At 48.3% G+C, this 25,801-nt stretch carries 17 protein-coding genes; 5 read left to right on the forward strand and 12 right to left on the reverse strand.

Annotation, left to right across the window (positions count from 1 at the left end):
- Window positions 1-131: 131 nt before the first annotated feature.
- Window positions 132-1,700: a peptide chain release factor 3 gene (locus DYH27_RS03735; RefSeq protein WP_025067831.1), complete on the forward strand. Its 1,569-nt coding sequence runs from the start codon at window positions 132-134 to the stop codon at window positions 1,698-1,700.
- A gap of 100 nt (window positions 1,701-1,800) precedes the next feature.
- Here DYH27_RS03735 and groL read toward each other — a convergent pair whose 3' ends face one another.
- Both groL and DYH27_RS03745 read right to left on the reverse strand, forming a co-directional pair.
- The gene (groL, locus tag DYH27_RS03740) at window positions 1,801-3,429 is read right to left on the reverse strand and encodes a chaperonin GroEL (RefSeq protein WP_004352190.1); all 1,629 of its coding nucleotides are present in this window, start codon (window positions 3,427-3,429) and stop codon (window positions 1,801-1,803) included.
- 122 nt (window positions 3,430-3,551) lie between these two features.
- A complete protein-coding gene (locus DYH27_RS03745) occupies window positions 3,552-3,821 on the reverse strand; it encodes a co-chaperone GroES (RefSeq protein ID WP_013671346.1) in 270 nt (89 codons plus the stop codon).
- 438 nt (window positions 3,822-4,259) lie between these two features.
- Here DYH27_RS03745 and DYH27_RS03750 point away from each other — a divergent pair, with 438 nt between their 5' ends.
- Window positions 4,260-4,967 carry a DNA alkylation repair protein gene (locus DYH27_RS03750; protein WP_025067830.1) on the forward strand — a complete coding sequence of 236 codons (708 nt, stop codon included), beginning with the start codon at window positions 4,260-4,262 and terminating at the stop codon, window positions 4,965-4,967.
- A gap of 299 nt (window positions 4,968-5,266) precedes the next feature.
- Here the strand turns inward: DYH27_RS03750 and htpG are convergent, their stop codons facing one another.
- From htpG to DYH27_RS03785, 7 genes are all read right to left on the reverse strand, one after another.
- Window positions 5,267-7,321, reverse strand: coding sequence for a molecular chaperone HtpG (htpG, locus tag DYH27_RS03755; protein ID WP_025067829.1), 2,055 nt, complete (start codon window positions 7,319-7,321; stop codon window positions 5,267-5,269).
- A 115-nt stretch (window positions 7,322-7,436) separates the two neighbouring features.
- The gene (locus DYH27_RS03760; protein WP_004352264.1) at window positions 7,437-8,435 is read right to left on the reverse strand and encodes a 4-hydroxy-3-methylbut-2-enyl diphosphate reductase; all 999 of its coding nucleotides are present in this window, start codon (window positions 8,433-8,435) and stop codon (window positions 7,437-7,439) included.
- A gap of 123 nt (window positions 8,436-8,558) precedes the next feature.
- Window positions 8,559-14,105 (reverse strand): alpha-2-macroglobulin family protein, encoded by a 5,547-nt coding sequence (locus tag DYH27_RS03765; RefSeq protein WP_025067828.1) that lies wholly within the window; start codon window positions 14,103-14,105, stop codon window positions 8,559-8,561.
- A gap of 393 nt (window positions 14,106-14,498) precedes the next feature.
- Entirely contained in the window at window positions 14,499-15,116 is a 618-nt protein-coding gene (locus tag DYH27_RS03770; protein ID WP_025067827.1) for a radical SAM protein, read from the reverse strand.
- On the reverse strand, window positions 15,101-15,793 hold the full coding sequence (locus tag DYH27_RS03775) for a peptidase associated/transthyretin-like domain-containing protein (RefSeq protein ID WP_025067826.1): 693 nt from the start codon (window positions 15,791-15,793) through the stop codon (window positions 15,101-15,103). Before DYH27_RS03775 ends, DYH27_RS03770 begins: the two co-directional genes overlap by 16 nt.
- A gap of 16 nt (window positions 15,794-15,809) precedes the next feature.
- Entirely contained in the window at window positions 15,810-16,523 is a 714-nt protein-coding gene (locus DYH27_RS03780; RefSeq protein WP_025067825.1) for a carboxypeptidase-like regulatory domain-containing protein, read from the reverse strand.
- Window positions 16,524-16,754: 231 nt separating this feature from the next.
- Window positions 16,755-18,221: an SLC13 family permease gene (locus DYH27_RS03785; protein ID WP_025067824.1), complete on the reverse strand. Its 1,467-nt coding sequence runs from the start codon at window positions 18,219-18,221 to the stop codon at window positions 16,755-16,757.
- Between the two features lie 127 nt (window positions 18,222-18,348).
- Here DYH27_RS03785 and DYH27_RS03790 point away from each other — a divergent pair, with 127 nt between their 5' ends.
- The 3 genes from DYH27_RS03790 (at window position 18,349) to DYH27_RS03805 (ending at window position 22,404) form a co-directional block, all read left to right on the forward strand.
- A complete protein-coding gene (locus tag DYH27_RS03790) occupies window positions 18,349-19,470 on the forward strand; it encodes an ABC transporter substrate-binding protein (protein WP_025067823.1) in 1,122 nt (373 codons plus the stop codon).
- Window positions 19,471-19,504: 34 nt separating this feature from the next.
- Window positions 19,505-20,515 carry an iron ABC transporter permease gene (locus DYH27_RS03795; RefSeq protein ID WP_025067822.1) on the forward strand — a complete coding sequence of 337 codons (1,011 nt, stop codon included), beginning with the start codon at window positions 19,505-19,507 and terminating at the stop codon, window positions 20,513-20,515.
- Window positions 20,516-21,183: 668 nt separating this feature from the next.
- Window positions 21,184-22,404, forward strand: a complete 1,221-nt coding sequence (locus DYH27_RS03805) for a uracil-xanthine permease family protein (protein WP_013671336.1) — start codon at window positions 21,184-21,186, stop codon at window positions 22,402-22,404.
- 298 nt (window positions 22,405-22,702) lie between these two features.
- Here the strand turns inward: DYH27_RS03805 and mnmE are convergent, their stop codons facing one another.
- From mnmE to DYH27_RS03820, 3 genes are all read right to left on the reverse strand, one after another.
- The gene (mnmE, locus tag DYH27_RS03810) at window positions 22,703-24,235 is read right to left on the reverse strand and encodes a tRNA uridine-5-carboxymethylaminomethyl(34) synthesis GTPase MnmE (protein WP_025067820.1); all 1,533 of its coding nucleotides are present in this window, start codon (window positions 24,233-24,235) and stop codon (window positions 22,703-22,705) included.
- Window positions 24,236-24,273: 38 nt separating this feature from the next.
- Entirely contained in the window at window positions 24,274-25,149 is an 876-nt protein-coding gene (locus DYH27_RS03815) for a nucleoside phosphorylase (RefSeq protein ID WP_029216578.1), read from the reverse strand.
- A 245-nt stretch (window positions 25,150-25,394) separates the two neighbouring features.
- Complete coding sequence (locus DYH27_RS03820) at window positions 25,395-25,769, reverse strand: hypothetical protein (RefSeq protein ID WP_244595144.1); 375 nt, start codon at window positions 25,767-25,769, stop codon at window positions 25,395-25,397.
- Window positions 25,770-25,801 lie beyond the last annotated feature (32 nt).

A 25,801-nucleotide genomic window follows, 5' to 3' on the forward strand; every position in this document is an offset into this window, starting at 1 on the left:
AAGATAATAGGAGGCAAGATATAGCCTGAAGTTCTGGAGGGGGGAGTCATCGCTTTCGCCTCCCAATACATTATAGAAGAGAAACTGCCGGCTTAATTTTTTTACTCCATTAACTCCCCAAATAAAAGCAAATGAATGAAATAGAACGCAGGCGAACGTTCGCCATTATCTCTCACCCAGATGCCGGTAAGACTACACTGACAGAGAAATTCCTTCTCTTCGGCGGTCAGATACAGGTTGCCGGTGCGGTCAAGAGCAATAAAATACGCAAGACAGCCACATCCGACTGGATGGATATTGAAAAACAGCGCGGTATCTCCGTATCAACTTCCGTGATGGAGTTCGATTACGAGGGCTACAAGGTGAATATTCTTGACACCCCCGGTCACCAGGACTTTGCCGAAGATACTTACCGCACGTTGACTGCTGTAGACTCCGCCATCATCGTCGTAGACTCTGCCAAAGGTGTCGAGGCACAGACACGTAAGCTGATGGAGGTATGCCGTATGCGTAATACGCCCGTCATCATCTTCATCAACAAGATGGACCGCGAGGGCCGCGACCCATTCGATGTGCTGGATGAACTGGAAGAAGAACTCCAGATCAGCGTGCGTCCACTGTCATGGCCTATCGGACAGGGACAGCGTTTCAAGGGTGTATACAACATCTATGAACAGCAGCTGAACCTCTTCACGCCCAACAAACAGCGTGTGACTGAGAAGGTGGAGGTAGACATCAACTCAAAGGAACTGGATGCACAGGTCGGTGCAGACTTTGCCGGACAGCTTCGCAACGACCTCGAACTGGTCAACGGTGTCTATTCCGACTTTGATGTAGAAGCCTATCGACGTGCGGAGGTTGCACCGGTATTCTTCGGCTCTGCACTGAACAACTTCGGTGTACAGGAACTGCTCAACTGTTTCGTAGAAATCGCTCCCAGTCCACGTCCGACAAAAGCGGAAGAACGCATGGTAGAACCGACAGAGCCTAAGTTCACTGGCTTCATCTTCAAGATCACGGCTAATATCGACCCCAACCACCGCAGTTGCATCGCTTTCTGCAAGGTGTGCTCTGGAAAGTTCCAGCGTAACCAGCCTTACCTGCACGTCCGCAACGGAAAGACAATGCGTTTCTCCTCCCCTACCCAGTTCATGGCACAGCGTAAGAGTACGGTCGAGGAGGCTTACCCAGGCGACATCGTAGGTCTGCCGGACAATGGCGGTGTCTTCAAGATCGGCGATACACTGACCGAGGGAGAACAGATTCATTTCCGCGGTCTGCCGAGCTTCTCCCCTGAACTGTTCAAGTATATTGAGAATGACGACCCCATGAAGTCCAAGCAGTTCCTCAAGGGTATCGAGCAGCTGATGAACGAGGGTGTAGCACAGTCGTTTGTCAACCAGTTCAACAACCGCCGCATCGTCGGTACTGTCGGACAGCTTCAGTTCGAGGTTATCCAGTACCGGTTGGAACATGAGTACAATGCCAAATGCCGCTGGGAACCGGTACATCTCTACAAAGCCTGCTGGATAGAAGCGGATGACGAAACAGAGCTTGAGAACTTCAAAAAGCGCAAGTATCAGTATATGGCAAAGGACAATGAAGGGCGTGATGTCTTCCTTGCCGACTCCGGCTATGTGCTAAGTATGGCACAGCAGGACTTTGAACACATCCGCTTCCACTTCACAAGTGAATTCTAAGATACTTCCAGGAAATACATAAAAGGAAACATAAAAATCGAAAAAGGGAAGACACCAATCTGATGTCTTCCCTTTTTATATGTCATGTTTGAAATGCCGATTACATCATGCCACCCATACCCGGAGCAGCTGCCGGCATGGCCGGAGTCTCTTCAGGCTTGTCAACAATGAGGCATTCGGTTGTCAGGAACATTCCTGCAATTGAAGCCGCATTCTCAAGTGCAACACGGGAAACCTTTGCCGGATCGATGACACCGACAGCGCGGAGATCTTCGTAAACATCCTTGCGTGCATTGTAGCCGTAGTCGCCTTTGCCTTCACGGACATTGTTGACAACGACAGCACCCTCACCGCCGGCATTGGCGACAATCTGGCGGAGCGGCTCCTCAATGGCACGGCAGACGATATTGATACCGGTCTGCTCATCCTGATTGTCGCCCTTAAGGTTCCTCAATGCTTCCTGTGCACGGATGTAAGTGGTACCGCCACCTACGACAACACCTTCCTCCATCGCAGCACGTGTAGCGCAGAGTGCATCGTCAACACGGTCCTTCTTCTCCTTCATCTCCACCTCGGAGTTCGCACCGACGTAGAGAACTGCAACACCACCGGAGAGTTTGGCCAGACGCTCCTGCAGCTTCTCCTTGTCGTAAGAACTTGTCGAAGCGGCAATCTCGTTCTTGATCTGTGCCACACGGTCTTTGATGGCCTCCTTTGCACCGGCACCGTCAACAATCGTCGTGTTGTCCTTGGAGACAGTGACCTTCTTGGCCGTACCCAGCATCTCGAGTGTAGCCTTTTCCAGAGAAAGACCTTTCTCCTCGCTGATGACTACACCGCCGGTCAGTACAGCAATATCCTCGAGCATAGCCTTGCGACGGTCGCCGAAGCCCGGAGCTTTGACAGCACAGATCTTGAGACCTGCACGCAGACGGTTGACGACCAGTGTCGTCAGTGCCTCTGAGTCGACATCCTCTGCAATGACCAGCAACGGACGACCGCTTTCGGCAGCCGGCTGGAGAATCGGAAGAAAGTCCTTTACACTAGAAATCTTCTTGTCGTAGATGAGGATGTAAGGATCTTCCATCACGCATTCCATCTTGTCTGCATCGGTAACGAAGTAACCTGAAAGATAACCGCGATCGAACTGCATGCCCTCAACGACACCGATACTTGTCTCACGTGTTTTGCTCTCCTCGATGGTAATCACACCATCCTTGGACACCTTGCGCATGGCATCTGCCAGCAACTTTCCGATTTCGGGATCGTTGTTTGCACTGACCGTAGCGACCTGCTCAATCTTGTCGTAGTTGTCACCTACAACCTCTGCCGAGTCCTTAATATGCTCTACTACCTTGGTTACAGCCTTGTCAATACCCCGTTTGAGATCCATTGGATTGGCACCTGCTGCGACATTCTTCAGTCCTTCGTTTACGATAGCCTGTGTAAGGATCGTAGCAGTCGTCGTACCGTCACCGGCATCGTCACCGGTCTTGCTGGCAACACTCTTGACGAGCTGTGCGCCTGCATTCTCGAAATTGTCTTCCAGTTCCACTTCCTTTGCAACGGTCACACCGTCCTTGGTAATCTGTGGGGCACCGAATTTCTTTCCGATAACGACATTGCGTCCTTTAGGACCAAGCGTTACCTTGACTGCGTTTGCCAGCTGGTCTACCCCGCTCTTCAGAAGTTCGCGTGCATCTGTATCGAATTTTATTTCTTTTGCCATGATTGTAAATGTTGTTTATTAAACTTTATGATATGTTTCTTTCTGATTGTACTGAAAGCCCGGGAGAGTCAGTAGTCTTTCCGTATCCTCCTCTTTCAGAGGGCAGAAAAGGACATCTATTCCTATTCTACTACTGCCAATACGTCGCTCTGACGCATCATCAGGTATTTCTCTCCTTCACTTTCCAATTCTGTGCCGGCATACTTCCCATAGAGGACTTCATCGCCAACCTTGAGAATCATTTCCTCATCCTTGGTACCGTTGCCGACGGCAACAATCTTGCCACGCTGTGGCTTTTCCTTGGCCGTATCCGGAATGATAATGCCACCAACTTTTTCTTCTGCCTGTGCCGGAAGCACGAGGACTCTGTCTGCTAAAGGTTTAATTGTCATAATCAATCTATTTTTAGTTCTAATCTGTCTTTTTTGTCCTACTGATGATGTAGTTTCGCCTTACCTTATACGAAAAGCGTGCCAAAGCGCCGTACTGGTATGTTCCGGAAACGCTTCTGCCAAACTGTCAGTCTGCTTTGATGTACGGGTATAGGCCTTCTACAAATTCCACATTGAACTTTTGTTATATGAATATTGGGACCAGTAGATAATTAATGGGGATTATCATTTACCTCACTTTACTGTCAGTGTGCCGAGGGTAAACACGAATAGTGTTGAGGGTGTACACCCATGGTGTCAAGGCTTAGTACGGATCATGTTAAGCATTATAAGAATCGGATAGAAGTAGTTTGAAATACTACAACGGTGACTTTTGAAACCTGCTTATAAAGAAAAAACATTATCTTTGCAACCAGAAGAATTAAATGGAACTGGAATATGAAACCTACGATAGAAATGATTACCGCTGAGCTCCGGAAACTGTCCACTGCAGAGAAAAGGGAGGTTTTTCCGAGATTCTTCAAGGCCGGGAAAGGTGAGTATGGCGAAGGCGACCGATTCTTGGGCGTTACCGTACCGAATGTCCGCTCTGTTGCCCGGCTGCACAAAGATATTGCTTTTGCTGACATCCGGGAGCTGATGCTGTCTGAATGGCATGAGGCAAGGCTTTGCGCCTTGCTGATCATGGTGGAGAAAAGCAAGAAGAAAGACGAAGTCTTACGCCGGCAGCTTTTTGAGCTTTACCTCTCTCTGACCGCACGAATCAACAACTGGGACCTCGTTGACCTGTCCTGTCGTTTCATCGTAGGCGAATACCTGCTTGATAAGCCGCATGACATTCTTTACAGGTTAGCCCGCAGCCCCCTGCTATGGGACAATCGCATCGCCATAGTTTCCACCTATGCCTTCATACGCAAGGGGCAACTGGAGGACACATACGCTCTGGGGGACCTGATGATGCACCACACGCACGACCTCATGCACAAAGCTATCGGGTGGATGCTCCGTGAGGCAGGCAAAAGGGATCCGGAACGTCTCTATGACTATGTCTTGAGTCACCGTGCAGAGATGCCGCGCACCATGTTGCGCTATGCCATCGAAAAGTTTTCCCCACAAGAACGGTCTATACTTATGCGGCGTACGTAACCTAATAAAGGACGGATTCGCACAAATCATACGTACAGACTCTACTCTACACCACCTTGGCAATAAATTGGCGACACTGTACCAAAAGATTGGAAGTACACGCTCAAAAGATTGCTAATACAGTACCAAAAGATTGGCAACACCATGCCGAAGGCTGACAATTCAGATGACAATGTCTCTTCCAGCTGCTGCATAAACGAAAGAGCCACAGGGCTGTTGGACATAACAGGCCTGTGGCTCTTTACCGCATTGATTCTCATTAAAATTTCCAGTATGGAAGATGCTTCTCTGCCAACGGACTACTTGATCATGCTGACCGAACGTTTGAGAAATCCGTCGAGAGCCTCTCCTTGCAGCATACCGTTCTGCAGCAGTGCCAGATCGATAAGCTGGTGGATAACCTCGTTACCCTTGGCATATGCGGCCACAATGGCTTTTTGCTTATCCTTAAGTTCAGAGACTGACTTCTGCGTATTCTGCATATCGTCTTTCTCCTCCTGGGTGAGTTCCTCCGACTTCTTCTTGTCCTGCGACTGATGCAGGGCTGCAAGACGTGCTTCCTGTCCTTTCAGTTCACTTGCAACCGGCTTCAGTTCGTCTTCTGTATTGGCGGTCATGTCGTCGAGTACCTTCTTGACTAATGGATGGTCGGCATTCAGGACAAGATTGTAAGAGTCTGGGAGCTGCGCATAGAACCCCATTCCCTGCTGGAACCGGCTCATTTCCTTCATACGCCGCATATATTCGTTCTGCGTGATGAGAACCGGCTGGAAGCCCTCCCCAAGCGACTGGACATCAACTGTGAACTCGGCTTTTTCTATCTTTGGCATCTGGGATCTGAATGCCTCTGACAGATTGGCAGTCTCGTTCGCAGACAGGTTGTTCTTCGGTGCGTCTTCTTTCTGGATGATACGGTCTACAACGTCAGAATCAACACGTACATAACGTGTCTTTTCCTGTTTCTGTTCGAGCATGGAAAGTGTCGGCACATCCAGCTGTCCGCTTGCATCGATGACACTGTACCCCTTCTGTCTGGCAGCCTCGATGTAGCTGTACTGTTCCTCCTTGTTGGTTGTATAAAGGTTGACGAGGAATCCTTCCTTGTCGGTCTGATTATCTTTCACGAGGGTCTTGTACTCCTCAAAGGTGAAATACTTTCCTTCGGTATCTTTCAGAAGTGCGAAGTCTTTGGCACGGTCGTAGAAGTCAGATTCGGAGAGCATTCCATAATTGATGAAAAGTTTCAGGTCATCCCATTTTTCTTCATACTCCTTACGGTTCTCCTTGAAAATACTCTGCAGACGGTCTGCCACTTTCTTGGTAATGTAAGTTGCAATCTTCTTTACATTGGCATCACTCTGCAAATAACTTCGGCTGACATTCAGCGGTATGTCAGGTGAGTCGATGACACCATGCAGCAGGGTAAGGAACTCAGGAACGATGCCTTCAACCTGATCGGTTACAAACACCTGGTTGCAATAGAGTTGAATCTTATTACGCTGCAGTTCGATGTTATTCTTCACACGAGGGAAGTAAAGGATACCCGTGAGGTTGAAGGGATAGTCAACATTCAGATGAATCCAGAACAGCGGTTCGTCGTTCATTGGGAAAAGCGTGCGATAGAAGCTCTTGTAGTCTTCGTCCTTCAGGCTGGACGGGGCCTTTACCCACAGTGGCTCGACGGCGTTGATTACATTGTCCTCGTCTGTCTCAACATTTTTTCCATCCTTCCACTCTGTCTTCTTGCCAAAGACAACAGGTACAGCCATGAACTTGCAGTATTTGTTCAGCAGCTCCTCAATCTTCGATTTCTGCAGAAACTCCTTGCAGTCATCATCGATGTAAAGCACGATGTCGCTGCCCCGGTCTGCCTTTTCTGCATCCTCTATCGAATATTCGGGACTTCCGTCACAGCTCCATTTAACAGCCTTGCTGCCTTCTTTGTAGCTTTTTGTGATGATTTCGACCTTCTTTGAAACCATGAAGGAAGAATAGAAGCCAAGACCGAAATGTCCGATGATGGCCTCAGCCTTGTCCTGATACTTTTCAAGGAAATCATTGACACCGGAGAAAGCTATCTGGTTGATATACTTGTCAATCTCCTCTGCTGTCATACCGATGCCACGGTCACTGATGGTCAGTGTGCCGGCTTTCTCATCCAGGCTGATGCGGACACTCAGGTCACCCAGTTCACCCTTGAAGTCGCCGGTTGCAGCAAGTGTCTTCAGTTTCTGCGTGGCATCGACGGCGTTTGACACCATCTCACGAAGGAAGATGTCATGGTCGGAATACAAAAACTTTTTGATGACGGGGAAGATGTTCTCTGTCGTAACCCCGATATTTCCTTTTTGCATAGCAATGTTGTTTGTTTTTTCTATTTTCATCATTGCTTATTGCAAACTTCGTGCCATGATAGGACATGAGGAGCAAAACGGTATAGAGCCCCCCTTTGCTTTCAGGTCTTCCACGTCATTTGTCATGGCGGAGTATCGCATCGCGGCACTCTTCCATCAGCCATTTCGGAGTACTTGTCGCACCACAGATTCCTACAGTCTGAACACCGTCAAACCAACTCATGTCGATTTCGTCTGCACTCTCTACCTGATGGGAATTTGGATTTACTCCTAAACATTCATGGAAAAGCACCTTGCCATTCGAACTCTTGCGGCCAGCCACAAAGAGAATCAGATCGTGACGAGCAGCGAAAGCCGAAATATTCGGCATACGGTTAGCCACCTGCCGGCAGATGGTATCGAAGCTCTGGAACCTGGCATCGGGTGAGATGTGGTCTTGGATATACTGGATGATCCTATGGAACTCGTCCAGGCTCTTCGTCGTCTGTGAATAAAGAAAGATGTCATGGTTGAAGTCCAAGTTCTTCACATCCTCAAACTTTTCTATCACAATAGCATGGCTATGCGTCTGCCCTACGAGGCCCAGTACTTCCGCATGACCGTTCTTGCCGAAGATGACAATGGAGGATGCAGCCCCCACCTGATTCTTGGAAATGGAAGTAGAGCCTAAATAAGCTGGACTATCTTCCTGTTCTTTATTTGTTGATTGAGAATCTAAGCATTGAGCTGCAGCAGTCTTATTCTTTTCCGACGAACTATCAGAAGTCTGACGGCGTTTCTCATACTGTGTTTTGATGCGTCGCTGGAGAGCAAGTACCACCGGGCAGGTCGCATCGATGATTTCTATGTTGTTACGTCTGGCAAGTTCGTAGGTCTCCGGAGGCTCACCATGTGCGCGCAGCAAGACCTTCACATCATGAAGTTTATGCATCTGCTCATGATTGATAGTGATGAGGCCCTTCTTTGTAAGACGTTCCACTTCCATGCTGTTATGTACAATGTCGCCTAAGCAATAGAGCTTCGTACCCTTTGCCAGTTCTTCTTCAGCTTTCTTGATGGCAGTGGTCACACCGAAGCAGAAACCGCTGCCATTGTCTATTTCTATTTGAAGCATATTTCAATTTTAGGAGTTAAAAGTGATAAGGAAGTTAAAGACAAACGATATGTCAACTGCTTTTGGAGATGAAGGAGTAAGAGGAGCCTGGACAACACCTCTTACTACTTTTCATTTTGACCATCAATCTTCAACGCTTAACCGCATCGCTCCAGTACGTCCACAGTACTCAGGTGCATAGGCACACTGCGCTGTGCAGACACCAGTCTGATATACACCGGCACGGTTGATATAGTATTCCGTCTCCACAACGTGTTTGCCCTTTGCCATACGGTCAAAGTAATAGTTAGTGGTGTAATCTTTCGGAGCAATGTAATATCCCCAATGATAACCACTCAGCTGACTGACAGGCTCAAGACAGGCTGCCCGTTTGTCGGTGACCTGTACGAAATCGTAATCACGGTCGGCAATGATGGTAAGGCGGATACGGACTTTGTCGCCGATCTTTAGGACTTTGGTATCAGCGAGTCGGGTACTGTCAACCCAAACCTCACGCTTGACCTTCAAGCCCATTGCAGCATCTGTTATTTCTGATGCCGGTTGGAAGAACTGCGCAAAGACAGCACCCCAGCTCGTTCCTTCACTTACCTTGCTGATAGTCAGTTCATGGTGCTCAGACGGCCTGTACTCTACAGACTCTGTCGTCTTTACATAACCCAGTCCGGCTGTCGGTTGCGGAGTCTGCAGAGGCTTGCCATCCAGCATTAATTGTGCTTTTTCACCATTCTGCATCAGCCAGTCTCCGTTATTCATGAATGCCCAGATGGCATTCACCGAGTTCAAGGGTGTATCCCAAGCCTGCGTACGTTTTTCCTGCAAGAGCCAACGTTGCATCTCTGCAAGCGTCTTCCCGTCAGCAGGTGTAACTGTCTTTACGGCTTCAATTGCTGCCACCTCTGTCGGAATCTTATAGTCACGCCAGCTGTAATAAGCATGCTTCGTGTCGAAGTAGCGTCCCATTTCCTCCCTATAGACCGAATACTCCTTCAGGCTTTGGAGATATTCCCGTGCCTTCTCCCCCTTATTATATTGCTGAAGTATCACAGCTGTATTCGCCTTGCCATAGATAGTCAGATCTGCCGGTTTCTTTGTCAGACGGTCAATGAGATAGTCTATATCACCAGTAGTCCTCCCATGGTATAACAAAGCATGTGTATAAATATAATCGCACAGCTCATCCGTGGGGAACAATGTGGCCTTGTATTTTTTTTCATCACGTTTCATTGCAGCTACGCGCTTTGCCACTTCTTTGTCCATATAATGGAAGGAGGCATTGATGATTGCAGACACTTCGGCCGACTTGTCTGTAAGATTTTGTAAACGTGCAAGGGTCTTCGTGACGGCAACCGTCATATAAAGACTGCCATTCATGCCTGGCCACCAAGAAAAAGATCCGTCAGGATTCTGCAGCTTCTTTAGGTCTGCCAGCGTTGTGGAAAGATTATTCTGCAACTGGCTCTCGTCAAAGAAACGTATGAGCATCTGCTTTCTTTCACGTTCATTGGCGGCATCTATCATCCAGGGTGTCTCGTCCAGGGGCAATGACTTCAGTTCCTGATTCTTCTCCAGTGCCGACATCATTGAAGTTTCTTTACCCGCTTCTTTCTTCCATTGTTCAATGACCTGCCTGATATTGGGCGATGTCTCGATGATCTGCTTCCCCAGGCGGTTTGCATAGTAGGCTGACACCAGACTGATGGCATTTTTGTCATCGGTTTTTGCCACGTATGGCAGAGCCTGGATCATCAGCCAGTTAGGATTGTTTGTATATTCTACTGTAAGCTTCTGTTTCGTACTGTTTTCTGCAAACAGTCTGCTCACATCTACAGTCTTCATGCCAGCGTCATGCTGACTGAAAGCGTATGTATTCGTTGCATATTCCTGATCCTGAAATACCGGGAGATAATGCTGTTCACCGTCCGAGAAACCATCTCCCTCAACCGTGAAACGGGTAACAAGCAGCGACTGATCTGCCGTCAGCAAGTCGGCATCCTTCGACAGTAAAGAAGCCAGACTATACGTTACAGAAGCACTGCCCTGAGCCTTCAACACGACAGCCCTGCTGTCTGTAAAGAGTACTTTGTCAGTCATCGGGTCAATAATTTCGACCTTTGCATTCGCATGAACCGGCTTCTCTGACTGGTTGAACAGGCGTGCGGAGACCATTGCCTCGTCACCGATACGCACAAAACGGGGCATATTGGGCTGGACCATTAATGTTTTCTGTGCAACAATCTCATCGCTGAGCATGCCGTTGTTCATATCAACATCATGTGCCAGTCCGAGGAAACGCCATGTGGTGAGGCTCTCCGGGAGCGTGAACTTAATGCTTACATTGCCCTTACCGTCTGTATGCAGTTGCGGATAGAAGAAGGCCGTTTCGTTCAGATTCTCACGCAGGGAGCCTTTCCCCTTCTTCGTTTCTTCATCTTTTTTAATGACCGGAGCTGTGTACTTGACAGTTGCCTTGCATTCTCTTTTGGCAGTAACCTGCTCAGCACAACTGAACATCTTGCTTTCAACAGCATCGCTGTCAGCCATAGCCATTGGTACGGCCGCTCGCGACAACACCATGTTCTTCCTGGGGGCGTATCCCATAGTTACCACCTCACAGAAATCAAAACCTGACAGGAAACTACTGTCAAAGCCCGAGAGGGAAAGCTCTGGTACAGTCTTGGTCTTCGCTCTTGCAGCGGCATGGAGACTCAATGGACTGCGGTAGCCTGCCGACCAGTAGGTGCTTGACAAATCACGACCGAACGACAGATGCAGATTCAGATTATGGGAGACGAACTCGTCCAGACTCTTGTCATAGAGCGTTGCCATCAGTTGTGCATCTGCTGCCTTTCCGTCAGGCCGGCTGATGGTAGCCGTCCATTCTTCTTTCTGTCCCGGGACGAGTTTGTTGCGGAATGACTTCCACTTCACGATCAGCCGCTTGTCTGGCAGCGGTCGTAAGATTCTCTCCGCATGGCTGTACAACACGCCATTCTTCACCCAGGCGTAAGTGAGGGTTATACCGTCCCCATATTCCTCCTTATAATATAGTTTGCGTGTCTGAATACTGTTGCTCTGGTCGAAGATACCTGACTCGATGATTTTATTGCCTGAATAGATGGAATAAACCACATGCTGCTTCTCATCACTTGTTCCTACTTGCAAATAGACAGGCCCGCCATTGCGTGGAAATTCATGACTGCTCAGATAGAACCAGTCGTGTGTCTTAACGACAGGACGTTTGTCATCCATCGAGAAAACAATAAAATCGGTATTCACGGTATCCGTTCCGCAGATGGCATGCAGTCGGTAGGCTCCCGATACCATGCGCCCCACTGGAAAAGATTCATTGGCCTTGGCGGTCTTGTAATTATGATAGGTGTACTTGCTTTCATCTGACTGTTGCGGAACAATCACATATCTGACAGTCCCATCCACCGTATGGCCAGCTGCATTAAGATAATCAAACTTGATAGTCTTCAGACTGTCGCGCAGGTTCTTTTCAGGAATGTTACATATCAGTGTAGTCTCCTTAGTTCCCAAAGGTAACGAAACAGAAGCGTCCCTTGTTTCGCCGGCAGTATCCGTCACCGATGCTTCCACCTCGAAAGCATAGAAGCGGGCACGTCCCCAGTGGTCAGTTTTCATGTCCTTTATCACGCCCTCAGGAAGTGTGAGAGGAACGGTCACACGGAAGTTGCCTTGCTCGTCTGTCACGACATCATCTGCCTTAATCTCCTGGTTGATGTCATCGTTATCCCACCACCAAAGGCGTGGACGGCGCATAACAGTGTAATGCACCTTTGCCCCTTGTACAGGCACTCCGGCAAAGCTCCTGGCGTGGCCTGTCAGCCTGATGGTGTCACCAATGGCGTATTTGCTCTTGTAGTCATCCAACCGAACCTCGAATGTGGGACGCTTGTATTCTTCGATGCGGAAACTCTTTGATGCCCGAGATCCACAGTCGGCCACGATGGAGCAGAGACCTGTCAGCCCTGTTGCCGGAAGTTCAAAGTCTGCCGCAGCAGTACCGAACCGGTCAGTCGTCACCATCTTGCGGCCGACCTCCTTTCCATTGACATTCTGAAGGATGAGATTGAATGTCTTGCCCTCCTCGGCTTTCGTCTTGAGTCCGGCCTTGGTCATCTGATAGACAATTGCAGAGGCATGCAGCGTCTGCCCAGGACGATAGATGCTCCTGTCCGTGTATACTTCCGACTGCAGTCCGGCCTTGTCCGACTTATAGAAACTGAATTGGCTGTACATACCTGTCGAAGGATAGGCCTTGTCGTTGGCCGTACAGACATAGACATCCGGCTCGGAGTTTTCCGATACGATCAATGCCTCGCCATTCTTATCGGTTGTCAGAGTCTTTGTTACCGGCTTCCTGCCATAACGTCCCCCATACGTCAGCTGAAGCGTCGCACCAGCTACCGGCTGCCCATCCTGGGCATCCACCACGACATAGCGCGACTTCTTTCCCGGTTGCCGTTCGGTCATCACGTAGAGATTGGTCACATAGTAAAGGGCATATTCCGGGGCAAAACACTTGTCCTGACTCTCTATCTTCAGGAGATAGACACCGAGCGGCAAGGCCGGCATCTGGAAAGAATCCTTGAACTCCTCGTAGTTCTTGTGTACATCGTAGGTGCGCTGAATTACCTGCCTCGTTGATGGTATCAGGCTGGGCTTCAGCCTGCCTGGATCAGCCAGATTATCCATGTCGAACTGGTGATTGCCTTTCAGTGTCGTTCGCGTGATAGTAAATGTTATCCCCTTCAGGTTGCGGACTTCCAGCAATACGGTGTTGTCATGCGTCCCCGGCATAGTCCAGTTGCTCTTCATCCCAAAACTGTATTTGGGTGCAGTCAGTTCTTTGCGGGCATTGCGCAATGCTTCAATACCTTTCCATGTGCCCCACCGTACGAGAGCCTTGTCGATAAAAGCAACCTTCTCCTTCACCGGTACATCATCATCCATGGCATTGTACCGTTCTACGGCGACCTGTCCGCAGATAGGCAAATCGCCATACAACTGGATGAGCGAGTCAAGTCGGGAGACAGCCTTTTCGTCATCCTCGTCAACAGCCAGCATTGCGGTGTAACACGCGGCCTCCCTGTTACCCTGTCCTGCATAGTAACGGCTTAGCTTCGTGTAGTCACCAGCTGCCATACCGATAACGTGCAGCAGGTCGCCATTGAAGAGGCTGTCATCCTTACCCATCGAGACAAGCGGCTGATAGTCGGCCGCTCTCTGGCGTGCCAGCAGAGACGGATTGGCAAGTGCCTTGCGAAAATACAGATCGGCTTTTCCATCATCTTCTCTTTTGGAAAGAACTCCGAGGATGCAGTTGTAGACGGCAGCCAGAACTTCATTCTTCCGCTCGGCTTCCTTTGCCCGTTCCTTCAGATTGTTTATTTCTACCTCCAATGAATCTGGCGAAATACTGGTTTTCAGCTGTAAAGACAGAAGATTTGCTGCCAGCAACTGCCCGTATATTTTTTCCCTTCGTGCCTTTCGCTCAATCTTATCCAGCAGGTTGATCTGCGTCTTAGGCAGGTCTTTCTGCCGTGCCTGTTCCACCTGTTTCCATAAAGCATCGAAACTCTGTGCTGACATCGTCATAGGCAATAACAATCCTATCAATAATAAAACTATAAGCGATTTCTTCATACATTCTTTCTTTTAGTGATTGCAAAGATAATGTTTTTCAGGTAGATAACGAAGGGGAAACTCTATATATTGTACAGCCCGATCTTATTGTCACGCAATTCTTTCTGTCAGGTAAGACTTTAACAGCATAAAACACCCTTTCAAACGGGCCATTTCTCGTTGTTTCGGGAGGAGCAGGTCTTCCCCTTTCATCCAACTGTTGGCGACACACTGCATCTTTCACGACAAGTCGTTTCTTGCAACAGACAGCAGTGTGCGCCGTCAACACGACTAGTGTATGCTGTCAGCACAATCTGTGACGAGCATCAGCACGTCTGCAGGAAAGGCCTGTTCTGTGCTATAGTGTGTATGCGATGGATGACCTGCAAGGAAAGTTTTTTCCGGACAGCAGTATCACACAAGATACGTGAACTTATCAAAATGAGCAAAGCCCAAGGCCTCCAACCGCTGCTGACTCAACAGGCGATCCTCTTCCGTATTATAATCCGGTATCAAAGGCAGGCGGAGAATAACCTTGTCTGCATATCCGTTCGCCGCCAGCCACACAAGATTACGGATTACCTGTGTATTGTCCTTGCCCGTATAAGCGTTATAGATTGTTGGACTAAAATCTTTGATGTCTATATACCACATCTGAACCAATGCGGCAATCATCTTAATATTTTCAAGCGGGACATTGATCGATGTCTCTACCGTCAGCTTCCATTCCGGGTTCATGAGCTTGGAGAAAGTCCTGATGAAATCCGGATATAAAAGCGGCTCACCCCCTCCAAAACAGATGCCGCCACCTGTCGCTATAAAGTAAAGGTCGTCAATCTCCACCTCGCTGTACAGCTCGCCCGGGGTCAGCCTGCGCCACACGCCATCAACCTGTAAACATTGAGGGTTTAAACAGTACCGGCAACGGAGCGGACATCCATGGAAGGCGACCAAGGTCGTCACCCCTTCTCCGTCAGTGGCAAGTCTGTGCCGGTTGACGGCTATAAACGGTGCGGTTATTTCTGGCTGCATTTCTCTTTATGCGACCTGGGAGCCTTTTTATCAGTATCTTCTGAAATAAGCGAATCTGGTACAACCATCCCCAACTCATACCATTTAGGTAATAGGTACACCATAACTTCATGGGATTTCTTTAGGGTACTGACGGGCAGTTCACTGTCCAAATAAGAAGCAGAACCGGAAAAGACAAGCGTATCATTGCAGCCAACACGCAAAGAGAAGCGTCCATCTTCACCCAACACTATGCCCTTTGTACCTCCCAACCTACGGACGACGGCATGACTGATGGGTTTATCCGAATTGCTATCCCTCACCTGACCATTAATCACAACTGAATGTTGCATATCTGTTGTAAGCGTTTTCACCACTTCAACTTTCTTTCCTTGAAGTGGCACGTCTGTTTCTTTCTGTACTTTGTCAGATTTCGGCAGGTTACTGCATGAGGCAAAAGGAGCGATTGCGACACAAGCCCCTGCCGCCAGACCAGCTACTTTTATATTCCAACCTTTTTTTATCCGTTCTCTCAACTGCATCTCCAAATAACGGATTTCCTGTTCACAGGCTGGACAGGTACCTGTGCAGTCGCCTTCGAAATGACACTCGGCCGGCTGGTACCTGATACCATTTGCATCTGCTATTTTCTGCCGGATATTCTTCAGAACCTTACAAGTAATCTTTCCTTTCCTCATAACATCAATATATCATTTACTTATTTTCCTTGTTCTTTTCCTTGTGCGACTTCGGCTTGCAAGTATTACGACCATAAACATCATCGCAACTTGACTCTCCAGCTGCTCCGACTACTACAATACCCAGTATATCCTGATCTTCCTCAAGAGCAATAATATTATCTTGAGAATGTAAAAGAGTTCTTGCAAGAACCTTTTTCTTCTTATAACCGACAAAAGAAATAATCAAGGAAGCATCAGGTGGAGTCTTTAAGGAAAACAGCCCCTCCATATTAGTTGCAGCACCACTATGGGTGCCATCAATCAATACTGAAGCACCAGCCAAAGGAGCCTTGTCAGCTTTATCTACGATCTTCCCGCAGATGAGTATTGAGTCCTTACAATCACTCGGATAGCTTTTTGTTTTTACAGTATCTTTCTTCGTTGTAATTACCCGTCCATTGGGTATTCCGTCAGAAGTAACTTTTTGTGCAGTAGCCATCATGGGTATAACCGTAGCACAGATACCTGCGGCGACACCTGCCACCTTCGTACTGAAACCTTTGTTCTTACGCACGTTCAACTGGTGTTCCAAGTAGCGTATTTCCTCTTCACAGACAGGACAAGTATCTGTACAGTCACCCTTGTGGTGACATTCGCAAGGCTGATAGCTGATGGCATTTGCATCTGCTATCTGCTGCCGAATATCCTTAAGTATCTTGCAAATGTCTTTTCCTGTTTTCTTCTTCATAATCAGAACCTCAAAAATTGACCTGATATCCTTTTGCAAAAATACGAAATAAAAGTGGAATCGGTATTATGCAAATCTTTATTTCTGCATATCATCATGTCTGGAAATTATATGAAAGCAGCCATGTCTCAGTATATAATGCTTCGACATGGCTGTTTCTGTAAAGATGCATACTCGGCGGAAAGAATGAGGTCCACAAGGGAACGACAAGTCCTCTTCTTTCTTAGATTTCTATCCGAGGAAATGAAGCTGTCCGATGAAATAAAGCAGGATGTACCCAAGCACAAGAGAGATGATTCCGCAGGTAAGTCCCGCCTTGAGCATATCATTCTGCTTGACCAGTCCCGTTGAATAGGCAATGGCATTCGGCGGAGTAGAAATAGGAAGACACATGGCTGTAGATGCGGCAATGGCAATACCGATGAGGATGGTACTTGTACCGCCGATGCTGCCCAGCTTATCACCCATACCTCGGCATACCACAGCAAGGATAGGCACCAGAAGGGCCGCTGTTGCTGTATTTGAGATGAAGTTGGACAGGAAGTAACAGATCAGTCCTGATATGGCCAGGATGACAATCGGACTCCATTCTCCGAACGGAATGCTCTCAATGGCGGCATCCGCCAGCCCGGAGCCGTTCATCCCCAGTCCGATGGCAAAACCTCCGGCTACCATCCAGATGACACTCCAGTTGATTTCCTGCAGGTCCTTTGCTGTTATGACACCTGTAATGGCGAAGATTCCCATCGGAATCATAGAGACGGTATTGGTGTCTATACCGGTGACACTTTTCGGGATGACCCATAACAGGATAGTGATGATAAAGGTAATAATGACCACCCACATACGCCATCCGCGATGTACTTCACCGTCTATCTTCAGATGAATCGTCTTCTGTGTGAAAGGGAAGAAATGCAGGATAAGCCTCCAGGACAGCAGCAGCAGGATGATGACGAGTGGAAACATGAATGCCATCCAGTGTATGAAGTCGATGTTCATATTCAATCCTTCTGGGTCGTTGAGATACTTCAGGGCTATGAGGTTCGGGGGTGTTCCGATAGGTGTTCCCATACCGCCGAGGTTGGCTGCAACAGGGATGGACATTGTCAGGGCGATACGTCCTTTCCCATTGGCAGGCAATGCAGCGAAGACAGGTGCGAGGAAAGTCAGCATAAGAGCCGCCGTTGCAGTGTTCGATATGAACATTGAGAACAGTCCTGTGATGAGCAGGAAGCCCAGCAGCACATTCTCACTTTTTTGTCCGAAAGGTTTGATCAGATTACGTGCCAGAAGCGTGTCAAGGCCTGATTTGGATGCAGCTATTGCCAGAACGAACCCGGCAAGAAAGAGCATGATGATGGGGTCGGCAAAAGATGCCATGATTTCCTTTGAATCAAGGAGGTCGCCAATGCCGTCACTTTTAAAGATGCCAAAGGCGTTCTTCGATACCGTGACACACATGATGGTCATGATACTCAGAGAGGTCGCCCAGGCGGGGATGCACTCTGTCAGCCACGACAAGGTGGCGAACACAAAGATTGCGATAATGCGTTGTTGTACTACGGTCAGCCCATCAATGCCGAAACTGCCTGTGGGTAGATTCCATACGATGGCCGTCACCACGAGGATTGCCAGAAGTTCCCAGACTTTCTTCATCTCGACGTGGCTGCTAAGAGCGTTAGACTTTTCTTCTGCCATGGCGTTAGTTATTTAGTTTAATAATTTTAGGTTGATTAGAAAATATGCCGGCTAAAGTATAAAAAATAATTTTAACAGGCAAGTGAATGGCTCTTTTTTTGTAAATTTGCACATTATTTTTTCTGTTATGCGCCAATTATCAGTATTCATCCTCGGGCTTTTGTTGTTTGTTTCTTGTGGCAGTCGCCGTAAGGAGACAATCTGGAAGAATGGGCCTGGAACACGAACCGAACTGCGGTATGCCCGGAATATCACCATAGAACGAGCAAATGGTTATACTGTCGTCCGGCTGATTAATCCTTGGAAGCAGAATGCCATTCTGCATACATACTATTTGGTTGACCGTGACTCGCGGGTAGACATTCCTGATGATGGAACGATAGTAACCGTTCCACTCCGCAGGAGCGTAGTATTCACGACAGCCCATGCCAGTCTGCTGGAGATGTTGCATGCGCAGAAAGCTATTGCCGGTGTAGCCGATCTGAAGTATATGGTCATCCCCGACATTCAGAAACGTACACGCCTGAAAGATGGAATTGCGGATTGCGGTAATGCTATGCAGCCTGATGTTGAACGGGTCATTGATCTGCATGCCGATGCCATTCTGCTTTCGCCCTTTGAGAACAGCGGAGGATATGGGCGTCTGGAGGAGACGGGCATACCGATTATCGAATGTGCCGACTATATGGAACGTTCTGCTCTGGGACGTGCAGAATGGATGAAATTCTATGGTCTGCTCTATGGAAAGAAACGGGAAGCCGACTCGCTGTTTTCCGTCGTCGAACAGAACTATATGGCTTTGAGTAAAAAAGCAAGGAAGAGCAAGGCTGCACGCAGCATCCTGCCCGACAGGAAAGTGGGGGCTGTATGGTATCTGCCTGGTGGTGAAAGCAGCGTGGCCCTATTATATAAGGATGCACACGGTCTTTATGCGTATGCAAAAGACGAACACAGCGGAAGCCTGTCAATGCCTTTTGAAACAATCCTGGATAAATTCGGGCAGAGCGATTTCTGGGTACTGTGCTATAATGGAAATTTCAACCGCAGGAAGCTGCTGGCCGAATACCAGGGGTATGCGAGACTGAAACCTTACCAGACAAAAGAGATCTATGGCTGCAAAGTGGACAGCACGCCCTACTTTGAGGAAGTAAGCTGGCGTCCCGACTGGCTGTTGAGCGACCTGATACAGCTTTTTCATCCAGACTTGCATATTGCACCTATGCGGTACTACAAGAAGTTGAGGGATTGAGTGAGAATAGGAAAGCAGCAGACAGATTAGTGTGATGAAACAGAATACCTGCATTTTCATGGTTTTGGCGATATCCATTGCCCTGTTATTTGTACTGAACCTGGCGACGGGTTCTGTCCGAATACCGTTTGCCGATATAATCGGCATTCTCTCCGGCCGTTATGTAGGAAAAGAAAGCTGGCAGTATATCGTCATGGAGACCCGCTTTCCTCAGGCCTTGACGGCCGTACTGTGCGGGGCCTCACTGTCTGTCTGCGGACTAATGCTGCAGACGGCGTTCCGTAATCCTCTGGCCGGACCTGATGTGTTCGGCATCAGTTCCGGGGCAGGTCTGGGTGTGGCATTGGTGATGCTGCTGATGGGTGGAACGCTGTCGACATCGATGTTCTCTCTTTACGGTTTCCTCGCTGTCCTTATGGCGGCTTTTGCCGGATCTGTCAGTGTGACTGCGCTCATTCTGTTTCTCTCCACGCTGGTGCGAAGCAGTGTCCTGTTGCTGATAGTCGGTCTGATGGTAGGATATGTTGCTTCATCCGCTGTCTCCCTCCTGAATTTCTTTGCATCAGAAGACGGCGTAAAGAGTTACATGGTATGGGGTATGGGGAACTTCGGCGGTGTTTCCATGAACCACATGTTGCTTTTTGCTTTACTGTGCCTGACGGGAGTCCTTCTGTCTCTCCTTTTGACAAAGCCGTTGAACATTCTGCTCCTGGGACCGCAGTATGCCGAGAGTTTAGGAATCAATATTCGCCGGACACGCAATATATTGCTGGCCGTTGTCGGCCTGCTGACCGCCGTGACGACGGCCTTCTGCGGTCCCGTGTCCTTTATCGGACTGGCGATGCCGCACGTTGCACGTCTGCTGTTTCGTACAGAGAACCATAAGGTACTTCTTCCAGGAACTGCACTTTGCGGGGCCGTGATAGCCTTGTTGTGCAACTTCATCTGTTTTATTCCAGGTGAACTGGGAGTCATTCCGCTCAATGCCGTGACACCGTTCCTTGGTGCTCCTGTTATTCTATATGTGATTCTGCGACGGAAGTGATCGTGTCATCCTTGTCTCACAAAAATTTGGATAGCCTCCGGTCTTCGATGAAACTTCCAGAAGGCAAGTCTTTAATTTCCCGGACATGGTGTTCTGCACTTTTATTGTAAAGAAAGTTCATAGGAGCAAATCCATTGACGGTCTTTTGCACTCGAAACAGGCATTTATTGAGGTCCAATCAGTGCTTAGTTAGATGGCTGTAAGTGCTTATTTGAAGTCTTAACAGGCACAGTTGAAAATGCTATATTATAATCTGTTGGGAAACAGTCTGTTGCTGCATACGACAATTGTATGGTTCTGCACATTTCCAACCATCATAAAGCAGAAATTATGTCAAACAATTTCGATAAGACAAGTTCAGGGGTTTGGGGGAGGAGAGAGCACGTAGAAAAGGATTTTTCTTCCAGCCGGCAAGGAAAAGTCCTCGGCCCTTTCCGTATGTTTTCTATCGGGCGAAAAAAACACATGGGAATACTGAGAAACTCGAAACGAATGTTCTTTTTGTGGGAGCAGAAGGCAGTTGCAGGATGTCAGAACACGGTTTTCTCTCTATGAAACAAACATTTTTGTTAATCCATCCCCTAATGCACAATCTTTTTTATACATTTGCAGTTGGAATCGATCAGGTCTTTGTCGTTCCTGGAGTAAATGAATATAACAATCAATACATGGGTAATTTAAATCTTTCACCAGCACGGAAGACTATTGTGGGAATACAATTCCTCTTTGTAGCTTTCGGCTCTACGGTTCTTGTCCCTTTGCTCGTCGGGCTTGATCCGGCGACGGCTTTATTCACAGCAGGTTTAGGAACTTTTATCTTTCATTTGGTCACGAGAGGTAAGGTTCCTATTTTTTTAGGGTCGTCCTTCGCATTCATTGCACCCATCATGTCCGCTTCCAAGCAGTGGGGAATGTCGGGGACGCTGGCAGGCATAGCAGGTGTGGCACTTGTCTACTTCGTGATGTCGGCCTTGATAAAATGGCAGGGGAAGAAGCTGCTGGACAAACTCTTCCCGCCGGTCGTCATCGGTCCTGTCATCATCCTGATCGGTCTCTCGCTGTCGACATCGGCTGTAAATATGGCTAAAACCAACTGGCTTCTGGCTTTCGTCTCACTGGCTGTGGCAGTAATGGTTCTTTCGATGGGACGGGGACTGATGAAGCTGGTGCCGGTTATCTGCGGTATCATTGCAGGATACATTGTAGCAGCATGTATGGGAATCGTAGACTTCACGCAGGTAGAAGCAGCACCGTGGCTGTCGCTGCCACCAGCTCTGGCACACTTCCATCTGCCGCAGTTCGCATGGGAGCCTTTCCTTTACATGATTCCTGTGGCAATCGCTCCTGTCATAGAGCATGTGGGCGATGTGTATGTTGTAAGTGCCGTTTCACAAGAGGATTTTACGAAGTCGCCCGGTCTGCACCGTACGATGTTAGGCGATGGTCTGGCCTGTCTTGCTGCCTGTCTGCTGGGCGGTCCTCCGGTAACGACTTACAGTGAAGTGACAGGAGCGATGAGCATTACGAAGGTGACCCATCCCCAGGTAATCCGCATTGCGGCTTTCACAGCGATCGTCTTCTCTGTGATAGGCAAGCTGAGTGCCCTGCTGCAGAGCATCCCTTCTGCCGTACTGGGCGGTATTATGCTGCTTCTTTTCGGTACGATTGCTTCTGTAGGCATTCAGAACCTTATCCAGCATAAAGTCGACTTCAACCGCACACGCAATATCATCATTATTTCGATAATGCTGACGATGGGTATCGGCGGGGCCGTACTGAAATGGGGCAGTTTCTCTATCAGCGGCATAGGCCTCTCGGCCGTTATCGGGGTCGTGCTGAACCTGTTTCTTCCTCCAGCGAAGGAAAAGGGCAAACGTAATGCTGAGTAAGCGGTTCAATCTCTGCAAGAGACGAGAGTGCAGCAGCTTTGCAAGATGCGTTCAATCAGTAAGAACATGGAAAAACGCATTCGTTTACTGATAAATTTATTTTGTAATCCAGCATATACGCATAGCCTTCTGTTCTCTGCACAGTTTCAGGATTCAGCTATATGAAATCTTCTTTAAACCTATTATGGGCAGGTTCTATAAATTCCACAGCATGGGATAATTTATAGAACCTGCCCATAATATAATCGGATAAAGAGGGGTATCATAAGCCGCCGGTGTCACGATGTCCCCATGAGATTTATTTACCGATGCAGAAATTTTTGAAGATATTGCCAAGAACTTCGTGAGTAGTAATCTGGCCACCCGTGATGTCAGCAAGCTGGTCGAGACAGATCCGGAGGTCTTCACTGATGAGATCGCCGCTGAGTCCGTCATTGAGCGCATTGATGATGCGAAGTATGGACTCGTCTGCATGGCTAAGTGCATCGTAGTGGCGTGCAGAAGTAATGATGACACTGTTCTCATTAATCGTCTGGAGTCCAGCGGCTTCATAGATGGCTGTTTCCAATGCGGTAATATTCTGCTTCAACTTGGCCGAAATATAGATAACCTGCGGATTCACCTCTGGACACCTGGCTGCTGCAGGCATCGTGTCCATCTTGTTGAAGACGGTTATCAGCTTTTTCTCTTCTGTCAGATGCCGCATCTCCATTCGCTCTTCTGTCGTAGGTTGCCGGTCAACAACCCACAGGACAATAGATGCCTCATCCAGTTTCGCATAAGCACGTCTGATTCCCAGCTGTTCAATCTGGTCGTCGGTGTGACGGATGCCAGCCGTATCGATGAATCGAAAAGTAACACCCTGAATTTCCGTTGTGTCTTCAATGGTATCACGTGTAGTCCCATGGATATTGGACACAATGGCTTTCTCTTCGTGCAGGAGACAGTTGAGGAGTGTCGACTTTCCTACATTCGTCTTGCCGATGATGGCGACCGGGATACCTCTTTTCAATGCGTTACCGGTTTCAAAGGATTCTGTCAGGGTTATAATCCGATTGTGGATTTTCTCAGCCAGTACCTTCAGTTCAGAACGGTCAGCAAACTCAAGTTCCTCATGATCGGAGAAATCCAGTTCCAGCTCCAGCAGAGAAGTCATTTTCAAGAGCTGTTTCCGAAGCTGTGACAACTCGGAACTGAAATGTCCCTTCAGCTGACTGAGAGCAATCTGATGCGATGCCCGGTTTGATGCGGCGATAAGATCGGCAACAGCTTCAGCCTGGCTGAGGTCCATCTTTCCATTCAGGTAGGCACGTTGGGTGTACTCGCCCGGCTGTGCCTGCCGGCAACCGGCCTTGATGAGTACCTGTACCACCTTATTGAGAATATATGCGGAGCCATGACAGGCTATCTCTGTACTGTCCTCACCGGTATAGCTGTGTGGAGTCCGGAACACGCTCACGAGAACATCATCTATGGTTTCACCGTCCTTGTCCAGGATTTCACCATAGTGCAAGGTGTAACCTCCAGCCTCAGTGAGATGTTTTCCTTTTTTACTTCGGAAGATTCTATCAGTAACTTCCAGAGCCCCTTCACCACTCACACGAACAATACCGATAGCTCCTCCAGGCTGGGTGGCAAGAGCACAGATGGGAGCTTTTCCAGGTCCTCCTTGACTGGGAGAAAAAGTTGTAGGCTGCAATGTAACCGGCTGTCTAATCATAGGCTGGATATGTGATGATAGGGAAACCTGCCCCAACCTCATCCGGAGGAGAGGAATGTGGCAGGCGGTGATAAATGATGACAGGTGATAAGAAACAGATGCTGGAAGCATGGAAAATACACTTTTCCTATAAAGAAAGGTGCATTTTTTCAGATTCTTTCCAGTACCTTTTCTATCAGTCCGTCGATAGTGTTCTTGTAACCGGCATTCGCCTCTTTGGCAAGCCGGTTGGCAATAACCATACAAGCGGTTACGGCCTTATGCCCCATGAGCGAAGCAAGACCGGCCAAGGCTGATGATTCCATCTCGAAATTTGTCACTTTCATGTTGTTATAAGAGAACTTCTCTATCTTCTCGTTCAGCTTGGAGTCCATCAGAGGCAGGCGGAGCTCACGTCCTTGTGGACCGAAGAAGCCACCGCAGGCGATAGTCACCCCACGCACCATGTCTTCACCGGCAATACGTTCTGCCAGTTCCCTGTCGGCACAGGCAACATAGGGATTCCCAAGTTGTGGATTCCAATCTACCTGTTTTTTGAACTGTGCTTCAAACTCCAGGTCGCAGACCTGGTTGCGTCCGGCATAGAAATTAAGCAGGCCATCAAAGCCTATGCTCTTGACAGATGCAATATAAGTCCCTACCGGTGTATATGGCTGCAGTCCGCCGCAGGTCCCAATACGTACCAGGGTCAGCTGGCGCATTGCTTCATGTTCATTGCGCGTCTTGAAGTCGATGTTCGCCAATGCATCCAATTCGTTAACGACAATGTCTATGTTGTCACATCCGATTCCTGTACTCAGTGCCGTTATTCTTTTTCCATGGAAAGTTCCGGTTATTGTACGGAACTCACGGTTGGACACTTCGCACTCCACATCCTCAAAGTGGGAAGCAACGAGGGCGACTCGTCCGGGATCACCGACGAGGATTACTTTGTCAGCAAGATTTTCAGGTTTCAGATGCAGGTGGAAGATGCTTCCGTCTTCATTGATAATCAGCTCCGAAGGGGCGAAATATTTTTTCTCCATAGTCTTGAATGATAATTTGGTGATATTGTGATTTGATTGAGTTCAGAAAGCAAAGATAGTAAATAATACAAGAAAATCCAAAGAGAAGTACGGAAAAATCATCATGCAAAGTAAAAGTTTCCGATACCATTCATATAAAACAACTTGATACCATAGTCCAAAGAACAGATAGATAGTCTAAAATGTATAAAGAAAACAGTGGTAATCTAAGAACTTTCCAAAGCACATACTCCCACGAGTGCCCCCTACTCCACTGACGATTTCCACACCCAGACTTCCCCGACACTGAAACGCACAAAGGTTTTGTCGGGCGTATCAAGTTCCTTGACACCCTTTTCTCCGGGCTGCAGAAGGAAAACCTCTCCTGCATTCAACAGCCGAATGACCACAGAGTCCTTGTGTGTCGCCTCATCGGGACGAGGCAGCATATCAAGTGCGGAACTATCGCGAACCCCGAAACAAGGGACCGTAACCGTCACTTCCGTCTCTGTCACATCCCTGAAACCGGCATTTTCCTTATTGGCAGTTTCTATGGCTTTTGATGTCTGACTCTTCTCCATTACCTGCACATTCGAGTCCGCACGATCAGTCGCTACCGCCGTTGTTTTATGATTTTCCATACAGCCACACAGCTGCAGACAGATTACCGGGA

The organism is Prevotella denticola (assembly GCF_900454835.1).
Classification (GTDB): Bacteria; Bacteroidota; Bacteroidia; order Bacteroidales; family Bacteroidaceae; genus Prevotella; species Prevotella denticola.

Coding starts and splice junctions, on each gene's coding strand:
- DYH27_RS03735 (WP_025067831.1), top strand. CDS start 132: ATGAATGAAATAGAACGCAGGCGAACGTTCGCCATTATCTCTCACCCA.
- groL (WP_004352190.1), bottom strand. CDS start 3,429: ATGGCAAAAGAAATAAAATTCGATACAGATGCACGCGAACTTCTGAAG.
- DYH27_RS03745 (WP_013671346.1), bottom strand. CDS start 3,821: ATGACAATTAAACCTTTAGCAGACAGAGTCCTCGTGCTTCCGGCACAG.
- DYH27_RS03750 (WP_025067830.1), top strand. CDS start 4,260: ATGAAACCTACGATAGAAATGATTACCGCTGAGCTCCGGAAACTGTCC.
- htpG (WP_025067829.1), bottom strand. CDS start 7,321: ATGCAAAAAGGAAATATCGGGGTTACGACAGAGAACATCTTCCCCGTC.
- DYH27_RS03760 (WP_004352264.1), bottom strand. CDS start 8,435: ATGCTTCAAATAGAAATAGACAATGGCAGCGGTTTCTGCTTCGGTGTG.
- DYH27_RS03765 (WP_025067828.1), bottom strand. CDS start 14,105: ATGAAGAAATCGCTTATAGTTTTATTATTGATAGGATTGTTATTGCCT.
- DYH27_RS03770 (WP_025067827.1), bottom strand. CDS start 15,116: ATGCAGCCAGAAATAACCGCACCGTTTATAGCCGTCAACCGGCACAGA.
- DYH27_RS03775 (WP_025067826.1), bottom strand. CDS start 15,793: ATGAGGAAAGGAAAGATTACTTGTAAGGTTCTGAAGAATATCCGGCAG.
- DYH27_RS03780 (WP_025067825.1), bottom strand. CDS start 16,523: ATGAAGAAGAAAACAGGAAAAGACATTTGCAAGATACTTAAGGATATT.
- DYH27_RS03785 (WP_025067824.1), bottom strand. CDS start 18,221: ATGGCAGAAGAAAAGTCTAACGCTCTTAGCAGCCACGTCGAGATGAAG.
- DYH27_RS03790 (WP_025067823.1), top strand. CDS start 18,349: ATGCGCCAATTATCAGTATTCATCCTCGGGCTTTTGTTGTTTGTTTCT.
- DYH27_RS03795 (WP_025067822.1), top strand. CDS start 19,505: ATGAAACAGAATACCTGCATTTTCATGGTTTTGGCGATATCCATTGCC.
- DYH27_RS03805 (WP_013671336.1), top strand. CDS start 21,184: ATGGGTAATTTAAATCTTTCACCAGCACGGAAGACTATTGTGGGAATA.
- mnmE (WP_025067820.1), bottom strand. CDS start 24,235: ATGCTTCCAGCATCTGTTTCTTATCACCTGTCATCATTTATCACCGCC.
- DYH27_RS03815 (WP_029216578.1), bottom strand. CDS start 25,149: ATGGAGAAAAAATATTTCGCCCCTTCGGAGCTGATTATCAATGAAGAC.
- DYH27_RS03820 (WP_244595144.1), bottom strand. CDS start 25,769: ATGGAAAATCATAAAACAACGGCGGTAGCGACTGATCGTGCGGACTCG.